This is a genomic window from Cellulophaga sp. RHA_52 (genome assembly GCF_007827205.1).
GTDB classification, from domain to species: Bacteria; Bacteroidota; Bacteroidia; order Flavobacteriales; family Flavobacteriaceae; genus Cellulophaga; species Cellulophaga lytica.
This window is the reverse complement of the sequence record NZ_VIRZ01000001.1, coordinates 2695542-2721075: the sequence shown is the minus strand read 5'-3', so window position 1 is coordinate 2721075 and position 25534 is coordinate 2695542. Positions and strand designations below refer to the sequence as shown.

Genomic DNA, 25534 nt, shown 5'->3' with positions numbered 1-25534 from the left:
TTAAATAACAACTACAGTTATATGTAATCTAATTCTACTAATTCATTTAGACTTAAAATTTCGTTTAAATCGTGTAAGAAGTTAAGGTATTCTTCTCCGTAAGTATCGTATAACATAATAAGTAGGTTATTTGGGTTTCTAATCTGGTTTAAAACTACTGAAACACTTTTGTTGTTACAATAAAATGTGGTGAACTTATTATTTTTTGTTGTGAAAACATGCCTTTAATATTATCACCAATTAAAAATTAAAAGAATTACAATTCTTCTTCAGCTAATCTTAATAACTCTTCATCTAACTGTTGTTCTACCAAAGGAAATTCGTTTATAAAACAATTGTAAAGAAAATTTAAATGTTTTACATCTATATCATCTTTAATTGCATTTTCCATTTGCAAAACACTTTCAAATAAAGCATCGGTTTTCATCATTTTTAAACCTGCTTTTATTTTGTGTGTAGCAAATTTTAAAGCCTCATAATCTTCATTTTTTATATGTACTATTGCTTTACCTATAAATTCTAAGGCATTATTTTTAAACAGCTTAACTAACTCTTGAAGCATACTTAAATCTCCCATACACTCATTTAAAACTGGTGTTAGGTTTAATTTACGTGTTTCTCCGTGATCATTAATATGATTACTTGTTAATGTTTCCATGCTTGCATTTTTTTGTAATTGCTCCAATAAAGTATTTAGTAACTCTTCAGAGGTGTAGGGTTTTAATAAAAAATTAGTAAAATTTGAGGTGTTGAATTCTGTACTTTTTTGTATTTCTTCATCTGCAGTAACAGCAATTATTGGGGTATTGCTAATTCTTACATTGTGGTGTGTTCTAATTATTTCTGCTATTTCATCGCCATTTTTTTCTGGCATTCTCATATCCATTAAAATTATGTCTATGATTTTGTTTTCTAAAACTTCTAATCCGTCTTTATAATTGTCGGTAACAAAAGATGTACACTGCCATTTGTCTAACTTAAATTCTAGTAACTTTTGGTTTAGTTTGTTATCTTCAAAAACCAAAACATTAATACCACTAATATTAGCAACATTAAATGCTGTAACTGGTTTTAGAGGTTTTTTAAATGGTATTGTAAAAGTAAAAGTTGTACCAACAGACTCTCTGTTAGATACATAAATGGATCCGTTAAGAGATTCTACTAACTCTTTGGCAACATTTAAACCTAAACCAAGTTTAGATTTATCTTGACTATAAATATCAAAAATTTGTGAAACTTTATCGTCAGAAATACTACCATTTGTATCGTTTACATTAAACTCTACAATTACATTATCTGTATAATTTTCTTTAACTGCTGCAGTAACTAAAATTTGACCTTTAGCAGTAGTTTGTATGCTGTTGCCTACAATATTTAGTAATATTTGAGATAATTTAGACGGATCGCCTATTAACTTTTCTGGTATAGATTTATCTATTTCTTTATTTAAGATAAGCTCATTATTGGTAATTAATGTATTACATAAAAACAATACATCATTAACTACATTTTTAAACTTAATAGGAATGCTTAAATTACTATCTGTAGTGTTAGTTGTAAAACCAATTAAATCCTCAGAAACACTTAATATAGTATTAGATGTAGCCTGTATCTCCTTCACTATTTTTTCTTGTTCCATAGTTAAGTTGCTTTTTAATAGTTTTTCTGTATTGTTTAATATACTATGTAACGGTTTCTTAATTTCGCTATTAGCCTCAGTAATTAATTTGCCTTGTAATGTATTTTGTGAAGATGAGGAAGTTGCTTGTGCATTACTCCTATTAACAAGTAGTTTTTTAAAATTATTTAAAACACCCCTAAGCGCGTCTGCTTGTTTAACAGACAACTCGTTAAAAGAAAAACTGTCTAATTTTTCTTGTAAACTTGATAATGAAGTATGTAAGTCTTTCAATTTCAATTTAGGGAAATTTACGTTGTTAAATCTTAAATTAATTTTATTACAATGTAAATCTCAATATTTAACAGTGTACTACCAATAAAATGTTATATAGGTATCTTTTTTTGTTGTGAAACTCCCTTATTTGTAAGTTATTAGTTTTTAAAAGTTGTTATTAGCCGTTTTTATTGACCTTTTACCCTATTTAAGCTTAATTTTTAAACTAAAAAGTTAGGTGTTTATTTAGGTTGATATAAAAAAAGCCTTAGCTATAAACTAAGGCTTTTATAAATTTTAAATGTGTAGTCTTATTTTGCTAGTCTATCTCTAACATATTCAATTTTTGTTTTTCCGTGAGGTTTTGGTTTTCCGTTTTCATCTAAATTTACCATAATAATATTGTCTACTGTCAATATTGTTTCTCTAGTCATTTTATTACGTACCTCGCAATTTAATGTTAATGATGAAACACCAAACTTTATAACTTCTATTCCTATTTCTACAATGTCTCCCTCTTTAGCAGAGCTCATAAAATTAATTTCAGACATGTATTTGGTAACCACTTTTTTGTTTTCTAATTGTATAATTGTATACAAAGCAGCTTCTTCATCTACCCACGCCAATACTTTACCTCCAAAAAGTGTTTTGTTAGCATTTAAATCTCCTGGTTTAACCCATTTTCTACTGTGAAATCTCATAATATTACGATTTAGATTACAAAATTAGGTATTAAAATAAGGTTAGACTATTATCTAACAAAGTTTTAGGAATTTTTAAATTAGAGTCAACTTTTTTGTTTAAACTGTTAATAAAACTAGCTGATAACAGAGGGGATTCTAATTCCATATTTTGATGCACAAAAAAATGACAATTTTTAAGTCCCTTTTCTTTCCAGCTTTCTAATTTAGATGCCCACTCCTCTAACCTATCATAATCACTCTTATGGTTAGCACCAACAAAACGTATAAAAGCTTCGTTGTTTGTTAGTCTCATATGCAACAAATCTCTTCTTCCTGCAGTATCTACAATTACATTAGCTATATTATTTTCTTGTAACAAATAATACAATTCTTGTGCTACAGTTGTATTTGCAAACCAATTTGGGTTCCTAAATTCTATAGCTAATTTAAATTCTTTGGGCCAATATTTTACAAACTGCACTACTTTATCCCATTCAGTAATATCAAAATTTGTGTGTAATTGTAAAAATATTGTTCCTAGTTTTTCTTTTAAGGTTGATGTAGCTTCCAAATACCTATCTAAAATAGGGTAAACATTAGCGTTTAACCTATTAATATGACTAATTTCTTTGGTTATTTTAGGATAAAACTTAAAGTTACTAGGTGTTTTATTGTACCATTTTTGGTACTGTTCTTTTGGAAAAACCCTGTAAAAAGTAGCATTCAATTCTATAGAATTAAATTGTGATGCATAATATTTTAATTCGTCTTTTGTTCCCCTAGGATAAAAGTTTTTTAAATCTTGTTTATTCCATTTTGCACAACCAACTGAAACATTAAAATTACCGCTATCAGAAAACTTTTTTAATACTGCAGCAGTATCTATATGATCTTTAGGTAGTTTAAAATCTATTATTTCAGGATTGGTTACTTTTCCAAATTTCATTTTTAATACCTTTTTGTTAAATGTTCATAACCCAGTTAAAAACTATATTTAAGTAATAATTATTTAATTAGATGTTGTTGTATCTTTAGTAAAACGCTAGTTATGAACCAAAGATCTACAGATCTCTTGCGTATTAGGCCAGAGATTAAAGCTACTAAAATAGTAGCAGGAATTAGTAATGACGAACTTTTTCAGAACAAAACAATTAGACCTATTCTTAAATTGCAAAACGATTTAATTCTGGTTGTTTTTAAAAACTACATTAAAAAACACAAAAACAAATTTTACAACCTTTCTTTAGAAAAAAGACTAGAGTATATTGAAAATGCAATACAAAGAGACATTAAATTTAGAAATGCTCTTAAAGGCATAATTATAGGTCAGTTTACTGTAGAGGAATATGAAACCTATACACTAAATTCATCTGCACTTAATAAAAGAATGATGTCTATGGCTATTACAAGGCTTAAAGACCAATTACAGTACTTTGATGAGCCCGTTTTAGTCTAAAATAGACTCTCCATTTAAATTAGTTGTTAATACATCGCTCATTAAATCAAAAAATGGCCTTATTGTAGCAAACGATTGATTTACTGTATCTAAAAAATTAGAAGACAATACTTCTTTGTCTGTAAATTCTTTGGTAAAGATGTATTGTTTTTTACGTATTAAGTCAATATCATTGTGCTCAACATCAAAACCTTTGGGAGCTCTTTTTAATTCATCACCAGCTAATTCTCCCCATACAGCTTTAAATTTTTTAGAACCTATTGCTTCTCTAAATTCAGACGCATCAAGCTCTAACTCTTTTCTTATTCTAAATAAATCTTCTTTATTAGGAGCCCAAAAACCAGTAGCAATAAAACTATTACCTGGTTCTATATGTACATAATAACCACCTCTTAAACGTGCTCCTGCCCTAGTAAAAGAACCCGCTAAATGTACTTTATATGGGGTTTTGTTTTTAGAAAAACGTACATCTCTATAAATTCTAAAAACTTTAGATTTTTCAATATCATCATGTTCATTAAGTTTTTCTTCTAATAAAGTAATAAACCCTTTAAAGGCATTTTCTTCAATCTTAAATTCTTCTTTATGCTCTAAAAACCACTCTCTTGTATTGTTTTCTTTAAGCTTATTTAAAAAACTAAAGGTATTTTTAGAGATTACATCATTTTTCATAAAAATCTTACTAATCTATTATTTATGCTAAAGTTAACTGTTTTTAAAAGTTTATTTATCTAAATAATGGTTAATTTTGATAGTTGAATACATTACATATGACACTAAAATCTGTAATTAAAGAGATAGAGTTGCATAAAAAGCAACCCAATTTAAACTTTAGTTTAAAAGAAAAAACAGAAGTTTTTACCCAAAAGCTTTTTTATACTTTGTTTGATACACAAACACCTGTTGCTAAAAATTTAGAAGAGTTAGAGCTGCAGTTTGATGAACTTGTGAATCTTGCCTGCTGGAAATTAGAAAAGCCTTGTAAAAAGATTTGGGATAAATACGTGGTTACCTTACCTCGCATATTAGAAAAGCTTAATTTAGATGCAGAGGCTATTGTAAACTGTGATCCTGCTTCACTATCTATAGAAGAAGTGTATATGGCATATCCTGGATTTTACGCTATAGCTATTTACAGGTTAGCTCATGAGTTACACGCTATTGGTTTTCCTTTAGTACCGCGTTTAATGACCGAGTATGCACATAGGCTTACTGGTGTAGATATTAACCCAGGAGCTAAAATTGGAAATTCATTTTTTATAGACCATGCTACTGGTGTTGTTATAGGAGAAACAGCAGTTATAGAAAACCACGTAAAAATATACCAAGGTGTTACTCTAGGCGCTTTATTTGTTGCTAAAAACTTAAAGCAAACCAAAAGGCACCCTACCATTAAAAATAATGTTACAATTTATGCAAATGCCACTATTTTAGGTGGTGACACTATTATAGGAGAAAATACTATAATTGGTGGTAATGCATGGGTTACTAGCTCTATACCTGCAAACTCTAAAGTTTTTCATAAAACAGAAATTAAAATTAAAACTACACAAAATGTCTAATACTATTCTAGATTTAATAGGTAATACGCCCTTAGTTGAGTCTAAAGTTTTAAATACAAACCCTAACGTTAGACTTTTTTTTAAGTTAGAAGGAAATAACCCTGGAGGAAGTGTTAAAGACAGAGCTGCTTATAATATGATTAAGAGCGCTTTAGATAGAGGTGATATTGATGAAAACACTAAACTTGTTGAAGCTACAAGTGGCAATACAGGTATTGCGTTAGCTATGATTGCTGGTATTTTTAAATTAGATATAGAAATTGTTTTATCTGAAGGATCTACCAAAGAGCGTATACAAACAATGCGTGCTTATGGTGCTAAAGTAACTTTAACACCTGCAAAAACCGGAATTTTAGGTGCTAGAGATTATGCAGATGAGCAAGTGAAAAAAGGCGCTGTAATGCTTAATCAGTTTGGAAATAACGACAATTGGAAAGCTCATTACAAATCTACCGGACCAGAAATTTGGAGAGATACTAATAAAGAAATAACACACTTTGTATCATCTATGGGTACAACGGGCACTATAATGGGAACATCTACCTATTTAAAAGAGCAAAACAGCAACATACAAATTGTTGGCGTACAACCAAAAGAAGGTACAAAAATTCCAGGAATACGCAAATGGCCACAAGAATATTTACCAAAAATATTTGATGCTTCTAAAGTAGATCAAATTATAGATGTTAGCCAAGAAGAAGCAGAACAAACTACACTTTTATTAGCTAAAAAAGAAGGTATTTTTGCTGGTGTTAGTAGTGGTGGCGCTGCTTTTGCTGCTGCAAAACTGGCTAGTACATTAGATAGTGGCACCATTGTGTCTATAGTATGTGATAGAGGTGACAGGTATTTGTCATCTGGCTTATTTGGATAAAATACTTTAAAGATGATGTTTACCTTAATTTAAACATCATCTTTAAAATCTAAACTATGCAACATTAATCCAGATCCTGGAGCAACAAAAACAAACTTAGTTGTACTATTGGGCTTTAAAGCCTCTTCAATATCAGAAAGAGTAACTTCTCCTTTTCCGAGCTGAATTAAAGCTCCCATAAGCATACGTACTTGGTACCGCATAAAACCTTCTCCTTTTATATGAAAAGCATAAGATTTTTCAGGAAAAAAATTTGCTTTTAAAATGGTGTTCTCTTTTATTTCTGCTGAATTTACTTTACGTATAAATTTTCCGTTTTCTTTAGGCTTTGCAGTAAAGCTTTTAAAATTATGTGTACCAACAAATAAGCTTGTTGCTTTTTTCATTAAATCTAAATCTAAGTTGTCTTGTATATTTGCCATAAAAGGCGCGGTATACGGATGATTTTTTTCTCCAAATGAAAACAAATACACATATTCCTTTTCTTTGCTGTGCTGTATTATATTAAACTTTTCTTTTACGTGCTTTACACTAACAATTCTAATATCTGACGGTAGATTTTTATTAAAGTCCTTTAAAAAAAAATCTAAATCTTGTAACGGTTCACCATCTAAAAAAAGCTCAAAAGCAGCATCTAAAGCAGACACTTTTGCATCTGTACGGCCTGCTCCTAAAATTTTATATTGACGTTCTGGCAGTATAAATTTTAGTGTTTTAGCAAGCATACCTTCAATAGTTTTATAGCCTGGTTGCTTTTGCCATCCACTAAATCTGTAGCCTAAAAATTGTAGTCTTATTAAATAGTACTGTTTCTTTTTTTTCACATCAGCAAAAGTATGCATAAACTAAACATTAGAAAATAACTTTTTTTTTGTATTTTACAATTAATTAACAAAACAACCAACCAAAATGACTAACGCATCAACCACAAGTAAAATCCCTACTTGGTTTTATATTATAGCTGTAGTGGCTTTAATTTGGAACTGTATGGGAGTAGTAGCATATTTAGCAGAAGCTTTTATGTCTGATGAAATTTTTTCTTCCTTTACCAAAGAAGTACAAGAGTTATACAACAAAAGACCTTCATGGGTAACAGGGGCATACGCAATAGCCGTTTTTGGCGGTGTATTAGCAAGTATGCTTTTGTTATTGCGTAAAAAACTGGCTAAAACAGTATTTTTAATTTCTTTAGCTGGTGTAATTGCTCAAAATGTTTACACTTTTGTTATTAGTGATGCTCTTAATGTACTTGGCACCTCCTCTATTTATTTTCCTATAGTGATTGTAGTAATTGCAGTTTTATTGTTTTTATTTTCAAATTACGCAACAAAAAAAGGTTGGCTCGCTTAGTTTTTAAATGTTTTTTTTATTTGTACAGTTGCACATAATCTATACAAGAATACCGTTTATCTATGCTAATACAGTTACCCTTATATTTTTGTTTTTAACCGATTTTATTAAACTTAATTTAACATATGGTATAATTTTGTGTTAAATTAAACATAGAGCCCCCCAGCTTTTTATACTCTATTTATTATTATATGAAAATACCGTCTATAAAAATTTCTTGGAAGTTTTCTGTCTTGTTATCTGTACTTTTATTACTAATTGTATCTTTTTCTAATTTTTACGGGTTATTAACAGACAAGTTTCATTTTAACAAAGCAAGTAGTTATTTCTTTATTCTTTTAGCTACAGTACATATTATTTATTTGTATGCTTTTTGGTTTAAACTCACAGAAAACGAGTACCCAGACAAAGAAATGAGAAACTTAGAATATGGGTTTTATGCCATATTTGCTTATTATGTATACAAAATGGTAGATATAGCTAGCATTGTTTTTGGATACAGTTCATATAACGATCTTATTTTACCAGATCACTTTTTACCTGTAGGAATAGTTATTGTACTTGCTTATTTAGGCTTATGTTTAATTACATTACAAATATTTTCTATTCGTAAAAATAAAATTGGCAACTATAGTACAGATTGTTATGAAGAGGAAGATTTAGATACTTGGCCTTAAAAAAACTAAGACAAAACCAATACAAACATATATAAAATAGCCTCTAGATTTTCTAGAGGCTATTTTTATTGACTAAAACAAATTATCTCTTAACCCAACCTGTTGGAAAAGAGTCACTGTTTAAACTTAAAGAATGTGTTGTTGGTGCAGTTTCTTGTCCTGACGTGCCTACTAATGGTTTTAGTAAAAATGGAGCCGGACTATTATCTGGAGATGGTTCTACAGAAATAACAACCGTTTTACCTCTAACATCTAAAGGAAAAGTAAAGCCTGTAGGTGCATTGTTAAAGAAATCTTCACCAGGAATTGGAGGTCCAGGATTAGCTCCACTAAAAGGATTACCAGAATCTTCTGCTTGCGCTGTAGGATCCATAAATGTACCAGTTGTAATTGGTCCATCTTCACCTACTACCCAACCTTCATAAACCCAACCATCTGGTAAAATTGGTAATTCTAAGCCAGTTGCTGGTGGTGCGCCTGGTATACCAAACCAAATTCCATATTGGTCATTACCATTATTCATTCCATCATCTTCATCAGTAGGTGTTCTTAAAAAGAATTCTCCGCTTGCACTTGTAAAATCGCCTACTAAATCTGTAATGCTAACAGTTGCTGTTTCTGCTGCAAATGCCCCAGAAAGTAACTTTGTAGTAGCAGGTGCAGGATCATTATCTACAGCAGGTTCTATAGATAAAACATAAGCTGTTGCTTGGTCTAGTGTTTCAGCATCTACACTAAAAGATGTTTTAGAAGGGTTTCCGTTACCATCTACAGTAAATACACCTGTAGATACCGGAGCTCCATTTACTATTATCCAACCTTCATAAACATAATCGGCACCAAGGTCTTCTAAACCTTCAATACCCATAGTTAAGTTTTTTGTTTGTGGTTCATTTGTGTCATCATCCTTATCACAACTAACTACTAAAGCAGTTGCCATAAATAATAAAAGTAATTTTTTCATTTTTAGAGTTTTTAAGATTATGACACAAATTAACGGGTTGTTTTTAACGATGAAATCACAGAAAAGTAAACTTTACATCCAATTTTGTAAGGTATTTGTGATAACTTCTACATTTTATTAAGATAAAAGCTGTAAAAACCTTAATTTCATTGGCAACTTAATCTTTTTGGCTTTGTGATAGCTTTGTGATATATATTAACTTCTTTGCAACCATATTATGAAACAGATACTTATTATTGAAGACGATCCAGAAATTATTCAATTACTGGAAATACATTTAACAGATATGGTGTATACCACAACTAAAGCTATGGATGGTGAAACTGGTCTAAATTTAGCTTTAGAAAACGATTATGATCTTATTTTGCTTGATCTAACTTTACCTATTATGGATGGTATTGAGGTTTGTAAAAAACTAAGAACCAAAAAAAATACTCCTGTTATAATGCTTACTGCCAAGTCTGAAGAAATTGACCGTGTGTTAGGTTTAGAAATTGGTGCAGACGATTATTTAACAAAACCTTTTAGCATTAGAGAATTGCTTGCACGTATAAAAGCTGTTTTACGTAGGTCTGATGCTCCCAAGGTTGAAGAAAACAATTCTACTACCTTAAATTTTGAAGGACTTTTTATAGATATTGATAAGCGTAAAGTACTACACAACAAACAAAAAATAGATTTATCTCCTAAAGAGTTTGAATTGTTGGTTTTAATGGCATCTAACCCAGGCAGAAATTACTCTAGAACAGAGCTCTTAAATATTATTTGGGGGTATAATTTTGAAGGTTATGAGCATACTGTAAACTCTCATATTAATAGGTTACGTGCAAAAATAGAATCTAATATGGCACAACCAATGTACATACTTACCACTTGGGGAGTTGGCTATAAATTTAATGAAGAAATATAATTATGGGAGCATCAAAAAAAGTTTTAGGCACCAAGCTTATTAAAAAATTATGGCTAGCTTTTATTTTTATTATTTTATTGATGGGAGCTTGTTACATACTAATAACAGGTTACTTTGCTAATAAATATAATGAAGCTACTATACAAAAAGTAAATGCTAAAGTAGCAAACCACTTAATTGAAGAAAAGTTTCAAAATGCATCTCCTTTTTTAGAAGATGGTAGCGTAAATAAGCCGTTGTTTGGAGACTTAATGCATGATATGATGGCAGTTAACCGCAGCATAGAAGTGTATTTACTAGACAGTGCAGGTTCTGTACTTTATTCTGTTGTTTTAAAACATGATGCCAACGAACCTATAAAACACGTTTCCCTTGCCCCAATAAAAGAGTTTATTAAAACAGACGGTCAAAAGTATATTTTAGGTGACGACCCAAGAAATACTGAAGAGAAAAAAATATTTTCTGCTGCTCCTTACAAGAGCGGAGATAAAGAGGGATACATTTATATTATTCTTGCTGGTCAAGAGTTTCAAGCCATAAGTAATAGCTTATTATCTCAGTACTTTATGAAGTTAGGTATTGGCGCTACTCTACTAACTATGCTTTTTGCCGCATTATTAGGACTATTAAGTATTTGGTTTTTAACTAAAAACTTACGTGTAATGATTAGTACTGTAAATAAATTTCAGGAAGGAGACCGTACTGCGCGTATCAAAAATCCAGAAAAATCTGATATTGAAGTCTTTGCCAATTCTTTTAATGATATGGCAGATACTATTGTTAGTAATATTGATAAAATACAATCTGTAGATACATTGCGTAGAGAGTTAATTGCTAATGTATCTCATGATTTAAGAACGCCACTTGCTATTTTAAAAGGATATGTAGAAACACTACAAATAAAAAAAGATACACTTACAGAGGTTCAAAAAGATGAGTACTTACAAATTACTCATAATAATATAGATCGTTTATCAAACTTAATAAATCAATTGTTTGAGTATTCTAAACTAGAGTCAGAACAGGTTACTCCTGTAAAAGAACCTTTTTCTATAACAGAACTATCTTATGATTTAATTGAGAAATTTAAAGTAATCGCAGAAAAAAAACAAATTACACTTCAAATGGATGCTTCTAATGAAAATAACTTTGTGTATGCAGATGTTAGTATGGTAGAACGCGCATTGCAAAATTTATTAGAAAATGCTATTAAGTACACAGAACCAAACGGAAAAGTAACACTAGCTATTAAAAAACAAGCTAAAAAAGTAGAAATTAATATTACAGATACTGGTGCCGGAATACCAATTAATGAGCAACCATATATTTTTGACAGATACAAGCAGCTAGACAAGTCTGAAAAGAAAAGAGGTGCTGGCTTAGGTTTAGCCATAGTTAAGAAAATAATGGAAATGCATGACACCACTATAACTGTACTTAGCAAACCTAAAGAAGGCAGCACCTTTAGTTTTACATTACCTGTGCACTAATGTCTATTTTTTAGTACGGTAACAATATCATTTAATTTAAAGCCTTTTGCTTGTAGTAAAATTAAGTAATGAAATAGTAGATCTGCACTTTCTTCTTTAAATAAGTGGTCATCACTATCTTTTGCTTCAATAACTACTTCTACGGCTTCTTCTCCTACTTTTTGGGCAACTTTGTTAATTCCTTTTCTATAAAGAGATGCTACATAGCTGTCTTTATTTTCTGGGTTTTCTTTACGGTCTGTAATAATATCTTCTAGCGCTGTTAAAAAGCCATAACTGCTTGTGTTTTCTTCTTTCCAACACGTATCTGTACCAGTGTGGCAGGTTGGCCCTACAGGGTTTACAGCAACTAATAAAGAGTCATTATCACAATCTACTTTCATATCAACTAAATTTAAAAAGTTTCCACTTTCTTCTCCTTTAGTCCATAAACGGTTTTTACTTCTACTATAAAACGTTACTTTTTTTGTTTGGTTAGTTTTATCTACCGCTTCTTGGTTCATATAACCAAGCATTAAAACTGTTTTAGTAGTAGCGTCTTGTACTATTGCAGGTACTAAACCATCTGTACTTTTTGTAAAATCTATTGTCATTTTATATAGTATTATAATCTAACAGGTATGCCGTTAGTTTTTAATTCTTCTTTTAATTCTTTTATTTCTATTTCTTTAAAATGAAAAACACTTGCTGCCAATGCTGCATCTGCTTTACCATCTTTAAAAGTATCTGTAAAATGCTGAATAGAACCTGCACCACCTGAAGCTATAATTGGAATATTTAGCTCGGTTGATAATTTAGCTAATGCTTCATTAGCAAAACCATCTTTAGTACCGTCATTGTCCATAGACGTAAACAAAATTTCTCCTGCTCCTCTTTTTTCAACTTCTTTTGCCCAATCAAACAAGTTTAATTCCGTAGGTACTTTACCACCAACCAAATGAACAACCCAGTTGCCATCTATATTTTTAGCATCTATGGCAACAACCACACACTGCGATCCAAATTTGGCTGCTAAGTCGTTTATTAATTGTGGATTTTTAACTGCAGATGAATTTATAGATACTTTATCTGCACCATTTTGCAACAATATATCTACATCTTCAATTGATGAAATACCACCACCAACAGTAAATGGTATATTTACTTTTTCTGCAACGCGTAAAACTAGGTCTGCTAATGTTTTTCTACGCTCTTCTGTGGCAGATATATCTAAAAAAACAAGTTCGTCTGCTCCTGTTTTTGCATATATTTCCGCTAATTCTACTGGGTCACCAGCATCACGCAAATCCACAAAATTTACTCCTTTTACAGTGCGACCGTTTTTAATATCTAAACACGGAATTATTCTTTTTGTTAACATAATATTTATGGATCATAGAAAAGAGATAAAAAATAGACTTCTATTTTTCTGTACTCTCTATTCTAAATTCTTATTTATTTAATATAAATTTTTCTAACTGCTTCATAGAAATTCTATTCTCATAAATAGCTTTTCCAATTATAGTACCTTCACAACCAATTTCGGCTAGTTTTGGTAGTTCATCATAAGTAGAAATTCCTCCACTAGCTATTAGTTTTAAACCTTTTTCTGATGATTGTAAAATTTTAGAATACAAATCAAAAGAAGGTCCTTCTAGCATACCATCCTTACTAATGTCTGTACATATAACATAGGTTACGCCTTGTTTTTGGTACTCTTGTATAAATGGTACTAATTCTTCTTTAGATTCTTCTAACCAACCAGAAACAGCTACTTTTTCATCTTTAGCATCGGCTCCTAAAATAATTTTATCTGCACCAAATTTTTCAAGCCAAGAAGAAAATATCTCTCTATCCTTTACTGCAATACTACCACCTGTTATTTGGTTAGCACCACTTTCAAAGGCTATTCGTAAATCTTCATCCGACTTTAATCCGCCACCAAAATCTATTTTTAGGCTTGTTTTAGACGCTATTTGCTCTAAAATCTTATGGTTTACTATGTGTTTAGACTTTGCACCATCTAAATCTACTAAATGTAAATACTCTATACCGTGAGCCTCAAACTCTTTAGCAACTTCTAAAGGATTTTCGTTATATATTTTTTTAGTGTTGTAATCTCCTTTAGACAAGCGTACACATTTGCCATCTATAATATCTATTGCTGGTATTATTCTCATTTTTGTTTTTTTGTAAAAAAGCGTAAAGAATTAATTGCTTGTTAACTTTAGACTTAATTAAACTTCTACATTTCCAGAAAATTCATCAAAATCTGCTCTCCTACTTCACTACTTTTTTCTGGGTGAAATTGAGTTCCGTAAAAATTATTTTTTTGTAATGCCGCACTGTAATCTACATCATAATTGGATGTTGCAATGGTTTCGTTAGTAACTGGAGCATAAAAACTATGAACCATATAAATATGAGATTTCTCTTTTACTTTATTAAAAAGATTTGTTTTTAAGTTTGATATCTCATTCCATCCAATTTGTGGCACTTTTACCTTGTTTGAAAACTTTACAACATCAACGTTAAAAATCCCCAAACCTTTTGTTTTTCCTTCTTCAGATGCATTACACATTAGCTGCATTCCTAAACAAATACCCAAAACAGGTTGTTTTAAAGTTGGAATTAAAGTATCTAAACCACTAGCACGTAACTTACTCATTGCACTACTAGCCTCACCTACACCAGGAAAAATAACTTTATCTGCAGCTAAAATATCGTCTACATTATCTGTTAAAACGGCTTCAAAACCTAGTCTTTTTATAGCAAATTTAATGCTCTGTATATTTCCTGCTCCGTAATTTATAATTACTATTTTCATTTTAAACTTTAAGTATTATCACTATTTACAGCATTCCCTTTGTACTAGGTAAAACCATTTTTTCTACATCTCTTTTTACCGCCATTTTTATAGCCTTTGCAAACGCTTTAAAAATAGCTTCAATTTTATGATGTTCGTTTATACCTTCTGCTTTTACATTAAGGTTAGCTTTTGCTCCGTCTGAAAACGATTTAAAAAAGTGCAAAAACATTTCTGTTGGCATATCACCAACCATTTCTCGTTTAAAATCGGCTTCCCAAACCAACCAGTTACGACCACCAAAATCAATTGCTACTTGCGCTAAACAGTCGTCCATTGGCAAACAAAAACCATAACGTTCTATTCCTAGTTTTGTACCTAAAGCCTTAGCAAATACTTCTCCTAAAGCAATAGCAGTATCTTCTATAGTGTGGTGCTCATCTACTTCTAAATCTCCATTTACCTTAATTTCTAAGTCCATTTGACCGTGACGTGCCAATTGGTCTAACATATGATCAAAGAAAGACAATCCTGTTTTTATGTCACTTTTTCCAGTGCCATCTAAATTTACATTTATGTAAATATCAGTTTCATTGGTTTTACGTGTAACTTCAGAAACTCTATCTTTTAGTTTTAAGAACTCGTATATTTTCTCCCAGTCATTGCTTTCTAAGGCTATAACATCGTCTAATTCTTCCCTTTTTACTGTAATTTCCCCGGTACCTAAATTGGTTTCATCATTAATAAAAATACCTTTAGAACCTAAATTTTTAGCTAACTCTATGTCTGTTAAACGATCACCAATAACAAAAGAGTTTGCTAAATCATATTCAGCTGAAAAATATTCCGTTAACAAGCCTGTCCCAGGTTTACGAGTATTTGCATTTTCGTGAGGAAAAGTTCGGTCTAAAAAAACCTTATCAAAAACTACACCTTCATTTTCAAAAGACTTTAAAATAAAGTTGTGTACTGGCCAAAATGTATCTTCAGGAAAAACATCTGTACCCAAGCCATCTTGGTTGGTTATCATTACCAACTCATAATCTAACTCTTTTGCTATTTTTCCTAAATATGTAAATGCTTTTGGATAAAAAATCATTTTTTCAAATGCATCTATTTGTTCGTCTACAGTTTCCTTTATTATGGTACCGTCTCTATCTATAAATAATACTTTTTTCATCTTTTATAGTTCGTTGTAATTCTTTTATAAAAAGAATTACAGTTAGTTATTAATTTGGTTTAGTGCGTTTATTAATTGCTTATTTTCCTTTGGTGTACCTACTGTAAAACGCAATGTATTTTCACATAAAGGCTGTGTAGTTCTATTACGTATTACTATTCCTTTTTCTAAAAGCTGATTGTATCTTTTTGTAGCATCGTCAACTTTAGCAAGAATAAAATTAGCGTCAGAAGCATATACTTTTTCAACAAAACCAACTTCAAGTAACACTTTAGATAAAGCTTCTTTTTCTAACATTATTTTAGATACTTCTTGTTTTACAGAATCTATATCTAAAACACGCTCTTTTGCTCGTTGTTGCGTTAATTCGTTTACATTATAAGGAGGTTTAATTTTATTTAAAACCGATATAATTTCTTTTGATGCAATACAAATTCCTAATCGTACACCTGCTAATCCGTATGCTTTAGAAAGTGTTTGTGTTACTATTAAATTAGGGTAATTAGCCAACTGAGTCACCCAACTCTCTTGTGGTGAAAAATCGATATAAGCTTCATCAATTACCACTAAACCATTAAACTCCTCTAACAACTGATGCATTTTTGCAGCTGTAAAACTATTGCCAGTTGGGTTGTTTGGCGAGCATAAAAACAAAATTTTACTATTGTTATTTGCTGTAGCTAAAATTTCATCTACATTAGGTTCAAAATCGGCTGTAAGTAACACCTCTTTATTCTCTATATTATTAATACCAGACAACACCTTGTACATACCATAAGTTGGCGGCAACGTTATAATGTTATCTTCTTTAGGTTCGCAAAAAGCTCTGTAGATTAAGTCTAAAACTTCATCACTACCATTGCCTAAAAGCAAATTTTCTGTTTTAACACCTTTTTGTTCTGCTAAAACAGATTTTAAACTACGCTGTTGCGGATCTGGATACCTGTTAACTCCGTTAGAAAACGGATTCTCATTGGCATCTAAAAAAACCATTTCAGTACCATCAGAAACATACTCATCTCTAGCAGAAGAATATGGACTAAGTCCTTTTACATTCTCTCTAGTTAATTTATCTAAGTTAAAATCTTTCATTATTTTAAACTCTTTAAACGTAATGTAACTGCATTTTTGTGTGCTTGTAAACCTTCTGCATCTGCCATTAACTCTATAGCTTCACCTATTTCTTGTATACCTTGTTCAGATATTTTTTGAAACGTAATACTCTTGGTAAAACTATCTAAATTAACACCACTGTATTGTTTTGCATAACCGTTTGTTGGTAAAGTATGGTTGGTTCCCGATGCATAATCACCTGCACTCTCTGGCGTATAATTGCCAATAAATACAGACCCAGCATTTTCAATTGTGTTTAATACATAATCCTCATTTTCTACACAAACTATAAAGTGCTCTGGAGCATATTCATTAATCAATTGCATAGCCGTTTCTAGCGTTTCTATGTATATAAGTTTACTATTTGCTATGGCCTGTGTTGCTATTTCTACACGTGGTAAAACTGCTAATTGCTTTTCTAACTCAGTTTCTACGTCAGAAATCATTTGTTTTGAAGTAGATACTAATATCACTTGACTATCTGTACCGTGTTCTGCCTGACTTAATAAGTCTGATGCTACAAATGCTGCATTAGCTGTATCATCTGCTAAAACTAACAATTCACTTGGTCCTGCTGGCATATCTATAGCTACACCATATTTGGTTGCTATTTGTTTAGCTACGGTAACAAATTGGTTGCCTGGACCAAATATTTTATATACTTGTGGTATTGTTTGTGTACCAAACGTCATAGCTGCAATAGCTTGTATACCACCAACTTTATATATTTTAGTTACACCGCATAAATTTGCTGCATACAAAATAGCAGGATTAATTTTGCCTTCTTTGTTTGGAGGAGAACACAATACAATTTCTTTACAACCTGCTATGTTTGCTGGTGTTGCCAACATTAGTATTGTAGAAAATAATGGTGCAGTACCACCAGGAATGTATAAACCAACTTTTTGAATTGGTCGTTTTTCTTGCCAACAATCTACTCCGTTTGCTGTTTGTATAGCTACTTTTTCAGTTTTTTGGGCAGTATGAAAAACTTCAATATTACTTTTTGCTAATTGTATTGCTTTTTTTAGTTCTTCTGATACTAATTTTTCTGCTTCAACCAATTCTTCAACACTGACAATAGTAGATTGCAAAGAAACACCATCAAACTTAGTAGTGTACTTATTTACAGCTTTATCACCATCAGTTTTAACCTCATTAAAAACAGAAACTACAGTACCTTCTATATCTGCAACAGTTTGTGTTGGTCTTTCTAAAACTTGCTTCCAATCTGCAACAGCTGGATTATCAATCTTATTCATTATAGTACCATTTTTTCAATTGGACAAACCAAAATACCTTCTGCACCTTCTTTTTTTAACTCCTGAATTACTTCCCAGAATTTATCTTTATTTATTACAGTGTGAACAGAGCTCCAACCTTCTTCTGCCAATGGCAATACAGTAGGGCTTCGCATTCCTGGTAATAATGATATAATTGCATCTAATTTTTCATTTGGTGCATTTAACAGTACATATTTAGATTGTCTAGCTCTTAAAACAGATTCTATTCTGAACTCTAACTGACTTAAAATCTCTTTTCGCTCTTCAGATATTTTTGGAGAAACCGCTAAAACAGCTTCACTAGTTAACATTACTTCTACCTCTTTAAGGTTGTTTTTAAATAATGTACTACCACTAGATACAATATCACAAATACCGTCTGCCAAACCAATATTTGGTGCAATTTCTACAGAACCATTAATAATGTGTAAATCTGCTGTAACACCTTTAGATGCTAAATAATTTTTTACTGTATTTGGGTATGATGTTGCAATACGTTTACCCTGAAAATCTTGTACAGATGTATATTTAAAAGATTTAGGTACTGCTAACGATACTTTACACTTAGAAAATCCTAATCTTTCTGAAAATGTAATGTCTTCTCCTTTTTCTATTAACACATTTTCTCCTATTATAGCAATGTCTACTACTCCGTCTCTTAAATACTGAGGAATATCACCATTTCTTAGGTAAAAAACTTCCATTGGAAAATTTCTTGAAGATGCTTTTAGCTGATCTTTACCGTTGTCTATAGAGATACCACAGTCTTTTAAAATAGCTATGGAATCTTCATTTAAACGTCCGCTTTTCTGAATTGCAATTCTAATTTTAGTCATTCTTTTTTTAGTATGTGTTTAAGAAATCAAAATGGATAAAAACAAAAAACCCGCTTGATTTCTCAAACGGGTTAGATATATGTTTAAACACGGCAAAACACTTCTAGCTCGCTTGATAGCAAGGTGTAAAGTGATGATGATGTGTGTTTTTATTTCTCATTATGGTGTAAAAGTAAAACTTATTTCTTTTATAAAAAAGAGAATTTATAATTTTAGTTCACTATTGATAATTTCTTAACAAATGATTGTAAATTTATTGGTTTCCTAAAATTAATGGTAAACCAGAGTCTCCACTACCAATTACAATTACTTTAGCGTTTGGAGATTCAGACAATTTTATAGTAGCATCTATACCTTTGTCTTGCAAAATTTTATCTGTTAACGATGCACTTAATATTTTGTTTGCATTTGCTTTACCTTGTGCTTCAATAGTTACTTTTTCGGCCTCTTTTTTTGCCGTTACCAGTCTAAATTCATATTCTAAAGACTCTTGTTCTTGTTTTAATTTACGCTCTATGGCATCTTTAATTGTTGGCGGCAATGTTACATCACGCACTAAAATTTCGTTTAATTGAATGTATTCACCATCTACAATTTTTTTTGTTTCATCAAAAATTTCTTGCTGTATAGCGTCTCTTTTACTAGAATATAACTGCTCTGGCGTATAACGCCCAACAACAGAACGGGCTGCAGATCTTATAGTTGGTAATAACACTCTTTGTATATAATCTTCGCCTTTTTCTTGGTGTAACTTTCCTAATTCATTACGTTTTGGTTGAAACCAAGCTGAAGCTTCTAATTTAATATCTAAACCGTTGCTAGAAAGTACATTCATTTTTTCTAATACCTCTTGCTGACGTACTTCATAAATATATACTTTATTCCAAGGAGCTACCACATGAAACCCCTCTCCCATTGGAGGCTCATCTGTAACAACACCATCTCCAAGAGTCTCGTATAAAACACCTGCGTGACCAGAATCTATTGTCACTGCTGATTTAGAGATAATAACAATAATTAGTATGATAACAAATAATACAGGTAATGCAATTTTTGGTAATCTTTCCATAGTAGTTTTTAAGTTAATCCGTTGTATTTTCTAATAAACCATTCTATTGCAAATACCAATAAAATAAAGCCTAGTAGAAATTTAAATTCTACCAAAGATACAATATTTTCCTTGCTCTTTTGTGTGGGTTTTAGGGTTTGTTTACTAAGCAATTCCTGTTTTAGACCTTTTGCATTATCAATATAAAATAGACTTGTATTTGTGTTTGTTGCAATACGATTCATTTTCTTGTAATTACTAGAAGTAAATTGCTGCTCTACATCATATTCTAAAATGGTAAAAGTTCCAGATTTTGATGTATTTGTATTTGTTACCGTAGCTGTAAATGTATAATCACCTGCTGGCAAACTACTTAAATCTGCTTTATAATTAAAACCGTTTAAAAGCATTGGAATTTCTTTGTAAATAGTTTTTTCTTTGTTGTTTATTTTTAAAACTATTGTAGCATTTGAGTCAAACTCAAAAGCATCATCAAAAACCGATGCATTAATAACCGCCTCACTACTACCTAAATACACTTGCTTATAATCTAGAGTAAAACTATTTTTAGAGTTACTAGAGGCCAAATACAGAATAATTTTACCTATAAAATCATCAAAAGATTTAAAATCTTTATCATTTCTATAAGTTTGCATCCTCCATTTCCAAATATCTTCTCCAAACAAAAAAACTTGTTTTGTTGTATCAAATTCTGACACTGCCAACAGAGGAGACTCTATAGTAACACCTCTTATTGTTGTTTTTAGAACAGTTAAACTTTCATTTTGCGAAAAAACCGGACTAACATTACTCTGTAAGGGAGGAAAATTAGCTGTAGAAAATTCAGATACATCAAACTTAGAAAAAGAAGAGTTTACCATTGGCATTACCTCTTGGGCAGGAAAACCATCTTCAAAAATATAAGTGTTCTGAACCGAATTTAAAAAGTCCCAATCTGTTTGTAAACCAGTTATAACAAAGGAGTTTTTAGCAGCCGTTTTAGCATAGTCTACTATGCTTTTAAAAGCTGTATTAGGCTGATAAAAAATAAAAACATCTGTGTTCTGCCATAAGTTTTTATTAGAATTAGGCTTTAAAATTGTTACGCTACGTTGTTCATTACTTTCTATCGCTTTTTTTAAGGTTCCCAAATCTGGATGTTCAATAGAAGTAACTATTGCAATAGTTGTTTTTTCATCTATAACCTCTAAAGCTACTGTTTTTGTGTTGTTTTGCGTATTCTTTTCATTGGTTAGTGCAGCTACAGAAACCTTAATTTTTTTAACTCCAATAGTTTTAGCATTAATATTAGCACTTATAGTTTTGCTATTTTCTGCTTTACTAAATGATATATTCTGTTTAAATACTGTATTACCATTTTCTGTAATAGTCAATAGTTTGGTTACAGGCTTAATTCCTGTGTATGAGATATAAACTTCTACAGGATATTTATTATTTAAAAAAGCAAAGTTATTTTTATTTACTTGGTCTATTTTTATATCTGTATAAGATGTTGTATCACCTACAACTACTGGGTAAATTGGTGTTTTATTGTTTAATGATAAAAATTCATAATCTGCACCTAAAGTTTGGTTACCATCTGTTAATAAAACTACTGCTAAATTGGTATTCCTGTAAATGTCTGCAGTTGTTTGTAATGCCGCTCCTATATTGGTACTTTGTTCTGCAAATGTTAGTGAATCTTTTATGGAATTTAAATTGTCTCCAAATGAATACGTATCTATTGTAAATTTATCTTTTACGTTAGCATCTAGAGTAAGGCTTTTAAGGAAATCTGTAACGTTTTTGACAGATTTACTGTTTTTTATAGAAGCAGAATTATCTGTTAATATTACAAGTTTTGTTTTTTCTACCCTATAGGTAGTTTTGGTGATTTTTGGATTAATAAGCAGTAACAACACACCAAAAACACCTAAAAAACGTAAAAAGGAGAGTAAAACAACAAGTTTACCTCTCCTTTTAGTTTTATAATAATATTGAAACAAGACTACAAGCAGCGCAAATATTGCCGCTAAAATTACCCACACTACAGTTGTAATTTGCATGTATTAATTATCTCTGTTTTTCAATATAAATTTAAATCTTCTATTAAGTTAACATTCCGCCATCTACATTTAGCACTTGGCCAGTAACATAAGCAGACATATCTGAAGCGAAAAACAAACAAGCATTTGCTACATCATCAGGAGAACCACCTCTTTTTAAAGGAATACCATCTCTCCATCCTTGTACTACTTTTTCATCTAACTTATCTGTCATTTCAGTTTCTATAAAACCAGGTGCAATTGCATTACATCTAATGTTTCTAGAACCTAACTCTAATGCAACAGACTTTGTAAAACCAATCATTCCGGCTTTAGATGCTGCATAATTAGTTTGTCCTGCATTACCTTTAACACCAACAACACTACTCATATTTACAATAGAACCTTTACGCTGCTTTAAAAAAGTACGTTGTACTGCTTTTGTCATGTTAAAAACAGATTTTAAGTTAATTTCAATAACAGCATCAAAATCTTCTTCGCCCATACGCATTAATAAATTATCTTTAGTAATACCTGCGTTGTTAATTAGCACATCTATACCACCAAAATCTTCTAATACGTTTGCTACCAATTCTTCTGCCTGAGAAAAACTTGCTGCATTACTTTTATATGCCTTAGCTTTTACACCTTTAGCAGTTAACTCTTTTTCTAATTCTAAAGCAGGAGCTTCACTAGAGCTATATGTAAAGGCCACATTTGCACCATTATCTGCAAATACTTTTGCTATTCCCATACCAATACCTCTACTGGCACCAGTAATAATTACGTTTTTTCCTTCTAACAATTTCATCTAATAAAATTTTGCGTTGTTGCAAGTCAAATATAGCGTATGTTTTAGACCTTTAAAAGGTATAGTTCTTTTTTTTAATATTGATATTCTAAATCTTTATAACTGTTTATTTATCAATAGTAAAGTAAACTCCTTTATACTCCAAATTGATTTAAATGATGATCTAAATGTTTAGAAAACATAACATTCCACTCTTTGCTAGTTAATTTTCCAAATGAGTGCGACTCTTTATTGTTAAAATGTGCCTCTCCTAAATGCATTGTTTTGTCTAAATAAGATAGTAACCTACTCTTTTCCTCTTCAAAATTTTTACTACTATCAATAATAAATTCAGGTGCTGTTCTTCCATTTTTTTGGTATGGCTTTGGACCAACAACAGCTTTTTTTACAAATGTTTTTAGTAAAAACTTTTTAAATGCATTTGGTTTAGGGCGCTTGTTTTCATAAGTCATTTCATAAGCAACATTACAGTGTGCTAACATTTGTGAAACTTGCATTTTACCCCATAAACCTTTGGTTTCTGGGGTTAGCTTATGTATCCTTTCTTTAGTGTAATTTAAATCGTTTTCTAAAAACAAATTTTTCATAACAAATTGGTTGTGGTTAATACAACTAATGTACATTAATTTAAAGCACAAAAAAAGCGTTTACTAAATTAGTAAACGCTTTTATATGTGTAGCAAAGTTAAAGGATTAACCCATAACTTCTTTTACTTTTTTACCTATTTCAGCAGGAGAATCTACAACGTGGATACCACATTCTTTCATAATTGCTTTTTTAGCCTGTGCAGTATCATCACTACCACCAACTATAGCACCTGCGTGCCCCATTGTTCTACCTGCAGGAGCAGTTTCACCAGCAATAAAACCAACAATTGGTTTTTTGCTTCCACTCTCTTTATACCACTTAGCAGCATCAGCTTCTAATTGCCCACCTATTTCACCAATCATTACTACACATTCTGTAGCAGGATCATTTATTAAAAGCTCTACAGCTTCTTTTGTAGTTGTTCCAATAATTGGATCTCCACCTATACCAATTGCAGTAGTAATACCTAAACCTTGACGTACAACTTGGTCTGCAGCCTCATACGTTAATGTACCAGATTTAGAAACAATACCTACAGTACCGCTTTTAAATACAAAACCAGGCATAATACCTACTTTAGCTTCACCTGGAGTAATAACACCTGGACAGTTAGGACCAATTAAACGACAATCTTTATCTTTAATATAATCTGAAGCTTTAACCATATCAGCAACAGGAATACCTTCTGTAATAGTAATAATTACTTTAATACCAGCGTTAGCAGCTTCCATAATTGCATCTGCAGCAAATGCTGGCGGTACAAAAATAATAGTTGTATCTGCACCTACTTTTTCAACAGCTTCTAAAACTGTGTTAAAAACTGGTCTTCCTAAATGCTCTTGACCACCTTTACCTGGTGTTACACCACCAACAACGTTGGTACCGTATTCAATCATTTGTTCAGCGTGAAAAGTACCTTCACTACCTGTAAAACCTTGTACAATTATTTTGGAATCTTTATTTACTAAAACACTCATTATATCGTTTGTTATTTTTTTCGCTTCACAAAAATATAGCTTTGTTGGCGATTATTAAAGTATTCTTTGTTTATTTATTTTTAATATTTTGTAAAATAGATGGTATTTTTTTAACATTAGCCAATTGTCTAAGTTTTTCTCTGGATTCTTCTATAGGAGTGCCAAAGTAACTTTTACCACCCACAATAGATTTTGTAACACCTGTTTGCCCCATTACAACTGCTTTTTTACCAATTGTAATACCGCTAGTAGTACCTACTTGACCCCAAAGTGTAACTTCATCCTCTATAATAACACAGCCAGCAATACCTGTTTGTGATGCTATTAAACATTTTTTACCAATTACAGTATCATGACCAACATGTACTTGGTTATCTAGCTTAGAGCCTTCACCAATGGTAGTATTACCAGTTACGCCTTTATCTATTGTACAAAGTGCACCTATGTCTACATTGTTTTCTATCACAACTTTTCCGCCAGACAATAACTTATCAAAACCCTCTGGTCTGTTTTTATAATAAAATGCATCTGCACCTAAAACAGATCCTGCATGTATAGTTACATTATCACCTAAAACACAGTTATCATAAATTGAAACATTAGAATGAATTACACAATTTTTTCCAATAACAACATTATTGCCTACAAAGACATTTGGTTGTATTATGGTATCTTCTCCAATAATAGCAGAGTCTGATATGGTAGAAACTGATTTTTTAAAAGGTTTAAAGTAAGCTGTTAACTTATTAAAATCTCTAAAAGGATCGTCTGATATTAACAATGCTTTACCCTCAGGACAAGCTACTTCTTTATTTATTAAAATAATGGTAGCGTTAGATTGTAAAGCCTTGTCATAGTACTTAGGGTGATCTACAAAAACAATATCACCTTTGGTAACTACGTGAATCTCGTTCATTCCTAAAACGGAAAAACTATCATCACCAACATAACTGCAATTAATAATAGCTGCAATTTGCTTTAAAGTATGTGGAATAGGAAATTTCAAA

The 25534-nt window shown here is 31.1% G+C and carries 27 protein-coding genes; 7 read left to right on the top strand and 20 right to left on the bottom strand.

The features are described 5' to 3' along the window. Nucleotides 1-256 precede the first annotated feature (256 nt). From JM80_RS12065 to JM80_RS12055, 3 genes are all read right to left on the bottom strand, one after another. Nucleotides 257-1918 (bottom strand): response regulator, encoded by a 1662-nt coding sequence (locus JM80_RS12065; RefSeq protein ID WP_144710312.1) that lies wholly within the window; start codon nt 1916-1918, stop codon nt 257-259. Between the two features lie 287 nt (nt 1919-2205). Further along, nucleotides 2206-2595 carry an acyl-CoA thioesterase gene (locus tag JM80_RS12060; protein ID WP_013622500.1) on the bottom strand — a complete coding sequence of 130 codons (390 nt, stop codon included), beginning with the start codon at nt 2593-2595 and terminating at the stop codon, nt 2206-2208. Between the two features lie 31 nt (nt 2596-2626). Continuing rightward, nucleotides 2627-3523, bottom strand: coding sequence for a DUF72 domain-containing protein (locus tag JM80_RS12055; RefSeq protein ID WP_034643481.1), 897 nt, complete (start codon nt 3521-3523; stop codon nt 2627-2629). A 102-nt stretch (nt 3524-3625) separates the two neighbouring features. Here JM80_RS12055 and JM80_RS12050 point away from each other — a divergent pair, with 102 nt between their 5' ends. Then, nucleotides 3626-4033: a hypothetical protein gene (locus tag JM80_RS12050; RefSeq protein ID WP_034643478.1), complete on the top strand. Its 408-nt coding sequence runs from the start codon at nt 3626-3628 to the stop codon at nt 4031-4033. Here the strand turns inward: JM80_RS12050 and JM80_RS12045 are convergent. Beyond that, on the bottom strand, nt 4025-4705 hold the full coding sequence (locus tag JM80_RS12045) for a DUF2461 domain-containing protein (protein ID WP_013622503.1): 681 nt from the start codon (nt 4703-4705) through the stop codon (nt 4025-4027). The genes JM80_RS12050 and JM80_RS12045 overlap by 9 nt on opposite strands. A 98-nt stretch (nt 4706-4803) precedes the next feature. Here JM80_RS12045 and JM80_RS12040 point away from each other — a divergent pair, with 98 nt between their 5' ends. Beyond that, nucleotides 4804-5595, top strand: a complete 792-nt coding sequence (locus JM80_RS12040; protein ID WP_013622504.1) for a serine O-acetyltransferase — start codon at nt 4804-4806, stop codon at nt 5593-5595. After that, nucleotides 5588-6469, top strand: a complete 882-nt coding sequence (cysM, locus tag JM80_RS12035; RefSeq protein WP_144710309.1) for a cysteine synthase CysM — start codon at nt 5588-5590, stop codon at nt 6467-6469. Before JM80_RS12040 ends, cysM begins: the two co-directional genes overlap by 8 nt. A 29-nt stretch (nt 6470-6498) precedes the next feature. On the opposite strand, the gene truA is transcribed toward cysM, so the two are convergent. Further along, nucleotides 6499-7293, bottom strand: coding sequence for a tRNA pseudouridine(38-40) synthase TruA (gene truA / locus JM80_RS12030; RefSeq protein ID WP_255436770.1), 795 nt, complete (start codon nt 7291-7293; stop codon nt 6499-6501). Nucleotides 7294-7378: 85 nt separating this feature from the next. On the opposite strand from truA, the gene JM80_RS12025 reads away from it, so the two are divergent. Further along, nucleotides 7379-7819, top strand: coding sequence for a hypothetical protein (locus JM80_RS12025; protein WP_034643469.1), 441 nt, complete (start codon nt 7379-7381; stop codon nt 7817-7819). 191 nt (nt 7820-8010) lie between these two features. Next, entirely contained in the window at nt 8011-8496 is a 486-nt protein-coding gene (locus tag JM80_RS12020; RefSeq protein WP_013622508.1) for a hypothetical protein, read from the top strand. 82 nt (nt 8497-8578) lie between these two features. Here the strand turns inward: JM80_RS12020 and JM80_RS12015 are convergent, their stop codons facing one another. Continuing rightward, nucleotides 8579-9460, bottom strand: a complete 882-nt coding sequence (locus JM80_RS12015) for an anti-sigma factor (protein ID WP_144710305.1) — start codon at nt 9458-9460, stop codon at nt 8579-8581. Nucleotides 9461-9677: 217 nt separating this feature from the next. On the opposite strand from JM80_RS12015, the gene JM80_RS12010 reads away from it, so the two are divergent. Together JM80_RS12010 and JM80_RS12005 are read left to right on the top strand one after the other, a co-directional pair. Next, nucleotides 9678-10370, top strand: a complete 693-nt coding sequence (locus JM80_RS12010) for a response regulator transcription factor (RefSeq protein ID WP_144710303.1) — start codon at nt 9678-9680, stop codon at nt 10368-10370. A 2-nt stretch (nt 10371-10372) separates the two neighbouring features. Further along, nucleotides 10373-11860, top strand: a complete 1488-nt coding sequence (locus tag JM80_RS12005) for a HAMP domain-containing sensor histidine kinase (RefSeq protein ID WP_075695619.1) — start codon at nt 10373-10375, stop codon at nt 11858-11860. On the opposite strand, the gene hisIE is transcribed toward JM80_RS12005, so the two are convergent. From hisIE to JM80_RS11935, 14 genes are all read right to left on the bottom strand, one after another. After that, on the bottom strand, nt 11857-12453 hold the full coding sequence (gene hisIE, locus JM80_RS12000) for a bifunctional phosphoribosyl-AMP cyclohydrolase/phosphoribosyl-ATP diphosphatase HisIE (RefSeq protein ID WP_144710301.1): 597 nt from the start codon (nt 12451-12453) through the stop codon (nt 11857-11859). The genes JM80_RS12005 and hisIE overlap by 4 nt on opposite strands. An 11-nt stretch (nt 12454-12464) precedes the next feature. Next, entirely contained in the window at nt 12465-13220 is a 756-nt protein-coding gene (gene hisF, locus JM80_RS11995; RefSeq protein WP_144710299.1) for an imidazole glycerol phosphate synthase subunit HisF, read from the bottom strand. A 70-nt stretch (nt 13221-13290) separates the two neighbouring features. Beyond that, nucleotides 13291-14019, bottom strand: coding sequence for a 1-(5-phosphoribosyl)-5-[(5-phosphoribosylamino)methylideneamino]imidazole-4-carboxamide isomerase (gene hisA, locus JM80_RS11990; RefSeq protein ID WP_144710297.1), 729 nt, complete (start codon nt 14017-14019; stop codon nt 13291-13293). Between the two features lie 65 nt (nt 14020-14084). After that, a complete protein-coding gene (gene hisH, locus JM80_RS11985) occupies nt 14085-14666 on the bottom strand; it encodes an imidazole glycerol phosphate synthase subunit HisH (RefSeq protein ID WP_034643453.1) in 582 nt (193 codons plus the stop codon). Nucleotides 14667-14691: 25 nt separating this feature from the next. Then, entirely contained in the window at nt 14692-15825 is a 1134-nt protein-coding gene (gene hisB, locus JM80_RS11980) for a bifunctional histidinol-phosphatase/imidazoleglycerol-phosphate dehydratase HisB (protein WP_013622516.1), read from the bottom strand. A gap of 42 nt (nt 15826-15867) precedes the next feature. Then, nucleotides 15868-16917, bottom strand: coding sequence for a histidinol-phosphate transaminase (gene hisC, locus JM80_RS11975; RefSeq protein ID WP_144710295.1), 1050 nt, complete (start codon nt 16915-16917; stop codon nt 15868-15870). Continuing rightward, nucleotides 16917-18200 carry a histidinol dehydrogenase gene (hisD, locus tag JM80_RS11970; protein ID WP_144710293.1) on the bottom strand — a complete coding sequence of 428 codons (1284 nt, stop codon included), beginning with the start codon at nt 18198-18200 and terminating at the stop codon, nt 16917-16919. The genes hisC and hisD overlap by 1 nt, the downstream gene beginning before the upstream one ends. After that, entirely contained in the window at nt 18200-19057 is an 858-nt protein-coding gene (gene hisG, locus JM80_RS11965; RefSeq protein WP_144710291.1) for an ATP phosphoribosyltransferase, read from the bottom strand. Before hisG ends, hisD begins: the two co-directional genes overlap by 1 nt. A gap of 253 nt (nt 19058-19310) precedes the next feature. Further along, on the bottom strand, nt 19311-20126 hold the full coding sequence (locus JM80_RS11960; protein ID WP_013622520.1) for a prohibitin family protein: 816 nt from the start codon (nt 20124-20126) through the stop codon (nt 19311-19313). 8 nt (nt 20127-20134) lie between these two features. Continuing rightward, a complete protein-coding gene (locus JM80_RS11955; protein ID WP_144710287.1) occupies nt 20135-22171 on the bottom strand; it encodes a VWA domain-containing protein in 2037 nt (678 codons plus the stop codon). Between the two features lie 43 nt (nt 22172-22214). Continuing rightward, entirely contained in the window at nt 22215-22961 is a 747-nt protein-coding gene (fabG, locus tag JM80_RS11950; protein WP_013622522.1) for a 3-oxoacyl-[acyl-carrier-protein] reductase, read from the bottom strand. A 134-nt stretch (nt 22962-23095) separates the two neighbouring features. Next, nucleotides 23096-23548 (bottom strand): DUF1569 domain-containing protein, encoded by a 453-nt coding sequence (locus JM80_RS11945; protein ID WP_013622523.1) that lies wholly within the window; start codon nt 23546-23548, stop codon nt 23096-23098. A gap of 106 nt (nt 23549-23654) precedes the next feature. After that, on the bottom strand, nt 23655-24527 hold the full coding sequence (gene sucD, locus JM80_RS11940) for a succinate--CoA ligase subunit alpha (protein WP_013622524.1): 873 nt from the start codon (nt 24525-24527) through the stop codon (nt 23655-23657). A 70-nt stretch (nt 24528-24597) separates the two neighbouring features. Then, on the bottom strand, nt 24598-25533 hold the full coding sequence (locus tag JM80_RS11935; RefSeq protein ID WP_013622525.1) for a UDP-3-O-(3-hydroxymyristoyl)glucosamine N-acyltransferase: 936 nt from the start codon (nt 25531-25533) through the stop codon (nt 24598-24600). Between the last annotated feature and the right edge of the window lies 1 nt (nt 25534).

What these genes read in the sequence shown, in the direction of transcription:
- JM80_RS12020 (WP_013622508.1), top strand. Translation starts at nt 8,011, where the DNA reads ATGAAAATACCGTCTATAAAAATTTCTTGGAAGTTTTCTGTCTTGTTA.
- JM80_RS12015 (WP_144710305.1), bottom strand. Translation starts at nt 9,460, where the DNA reads ATGAAAAAATTACTTTTATTATTTATGGCAACTGCTTTAGTAGTTAGT.
- cysM (WP_144710309.1), top strand. Translation starts at nt 5,588, where the DNA reads ATGTCTAATACTATTCTAGATTTAATAGGTAATACGCCCTTAGTTGAG.
- JM80_RS11960 (WP_013622520.1), bottom strand. Translation starts at nt 20,126, where the DNA reads ATGGAAAGATTACCAAAAATTGCATTACCTGTATTATTTGTTATCATA.
- hisB (WP_013622516.1), bottom strand. Translation starts at nt 15,825, where the DNA reads ATGAAAAAAGTATTATTTATAGATAGAGACGGTACCATAATAAAGGAA.
- JM80_RS12050 (WP_034643478.1), top strand. Translation starts at nt 3,626, where the DNA reads ATGAACCAAAGATCTACAGATCTCTTGCGTATTAGGCCAGAGATTAAA.
- JM80_RS12025 (WP_034643469.1), top strand. Translation starts at nt 7,379, where the DNA reads ATGACTAACGCATCAACCACAAGTAAAATCCCTACTTGGTTTTATATT.
- hisF (WP_144710299.1), bottom strand. Translation starts at nt 13,220, where the DNA reads ATGTTAACAAAAAGAATAATTCCGTGTTTAGATATTAAAAACGGTCGC.
- fabG (WP_013622522.1), bottom strand. Translation starts at nt 22,961, where the DNA reads ATGAAATTGTTAGAAGGAAAAAACGTAATTATTACTGGTGCCAGTAGA.
- hisG (WP_144710291.1), bottom strand. Translation starts at nt 19,057, where the DNA reads ATGACTAAAATTAGAATTGCAATTCAGAAAAGCGGACGTTTAAATGAA.
- JM80_RS11955 (WP_144710287.1), bottom strand. Translation starts at nt 22,171, where the DNA reads ATGCAAATTACAACTGTAGTGTGGGTAATTTTAGCGGCAATATTTGCG.
- JM80_RS12040 (WP_013622504.1), top strand. Translation starts at nt 4,804, where the DNA reads ATGACACTAAAATCTGTAATTAAAGAGATAGAGTTGCATAAAAAGCAA.
- sucD (WP_013622524.1), bottom strand. Translation starts at nt 24,527, where the DNA reads ATGAGTGTTTTAGTAAATAAAGATTCCAAAATAATTGTACAAGGTTTT.
- JM80_RS12045 (WP_013622503.1), bottom strand. Translation starts at nt 4,705, where the DNA reads ATGAAAAATGATGTAATCTCTAAAAATACCTTTAGTTTTTTAAATAAG.
- JM80_RS12005 (WP_075695619.1), top strand. Translation starts at nt 10,373, where the DNA reads ATGGGAGCATCAAAAAAAGTTTTAGGCACCAAGCTTATTAAAAAATTA.
- hisH (WP_034643453.1), bottom strand. Translation starts at nt 14,666, where the DNA reads ATGAAAATAGTAATTATAAATTACGGAGCAGGAAATATACAGAGCATT.
- JM80_RS12060 (WP_013622500.1), bottom strand. Translation starts at nt 2,595, where the DNA reads ATGAGATTTCACAGTAGAAAATGGGTTAAACCAGGAGATTTAAATGCT.
- hisA (WP_144710297.1), bottom strand. Translation starts at nt 14,019, where the DNA reads ATGAGAATAATACCAGCAATAGATATTATAGATGGCAAATGTGTACGC.
- JM80_RS12055 (WP_034643481.1), bottom strand. Translation starts at nt 3,523, where the DNA reads ATGAAATTTGGAAAAGTAACCAATCCTGAAATAATAGATTTTAAACTA.
- hisIE (WP_144710301.1), bottom strand. Translation starts at nt 12,453, where the DNA reads ATGACAATAGATTTTACAAAAAGTACAGATGGTTTAGTACCTGCAATA.
- hisD (WP_144710293.1), bottom strand. Translation starts at nt 18,200, where the DNA reads ATGAATAAGATTGATAATCCAGCTGTTGCAGATTGGAAGCAAGTTTTA.
- hisC (WP_144710295.1), bottom strand. Translation starts at nt 16,917, where the DNA reads ATGAAAGATTTTAACTTAGATAAATTAACTAGAGAGAATGTAAAAGGA.
- JM80_RS12010 (WP_144710303.1), top strand. Translation starts at nt 9,678, where the DNA reads ATGAAACAGATACTTATTATTGAAGACGATCCAGAAATTATTCAATTA.
- JM80_RS11945 (WP_013622523.1), bottom strand. Translation starts at nt 23,548, where the DNA reads ATGAAAAATTTGTTTTTAGAAAACGATTTAAATTACACTAAAGAAAGG.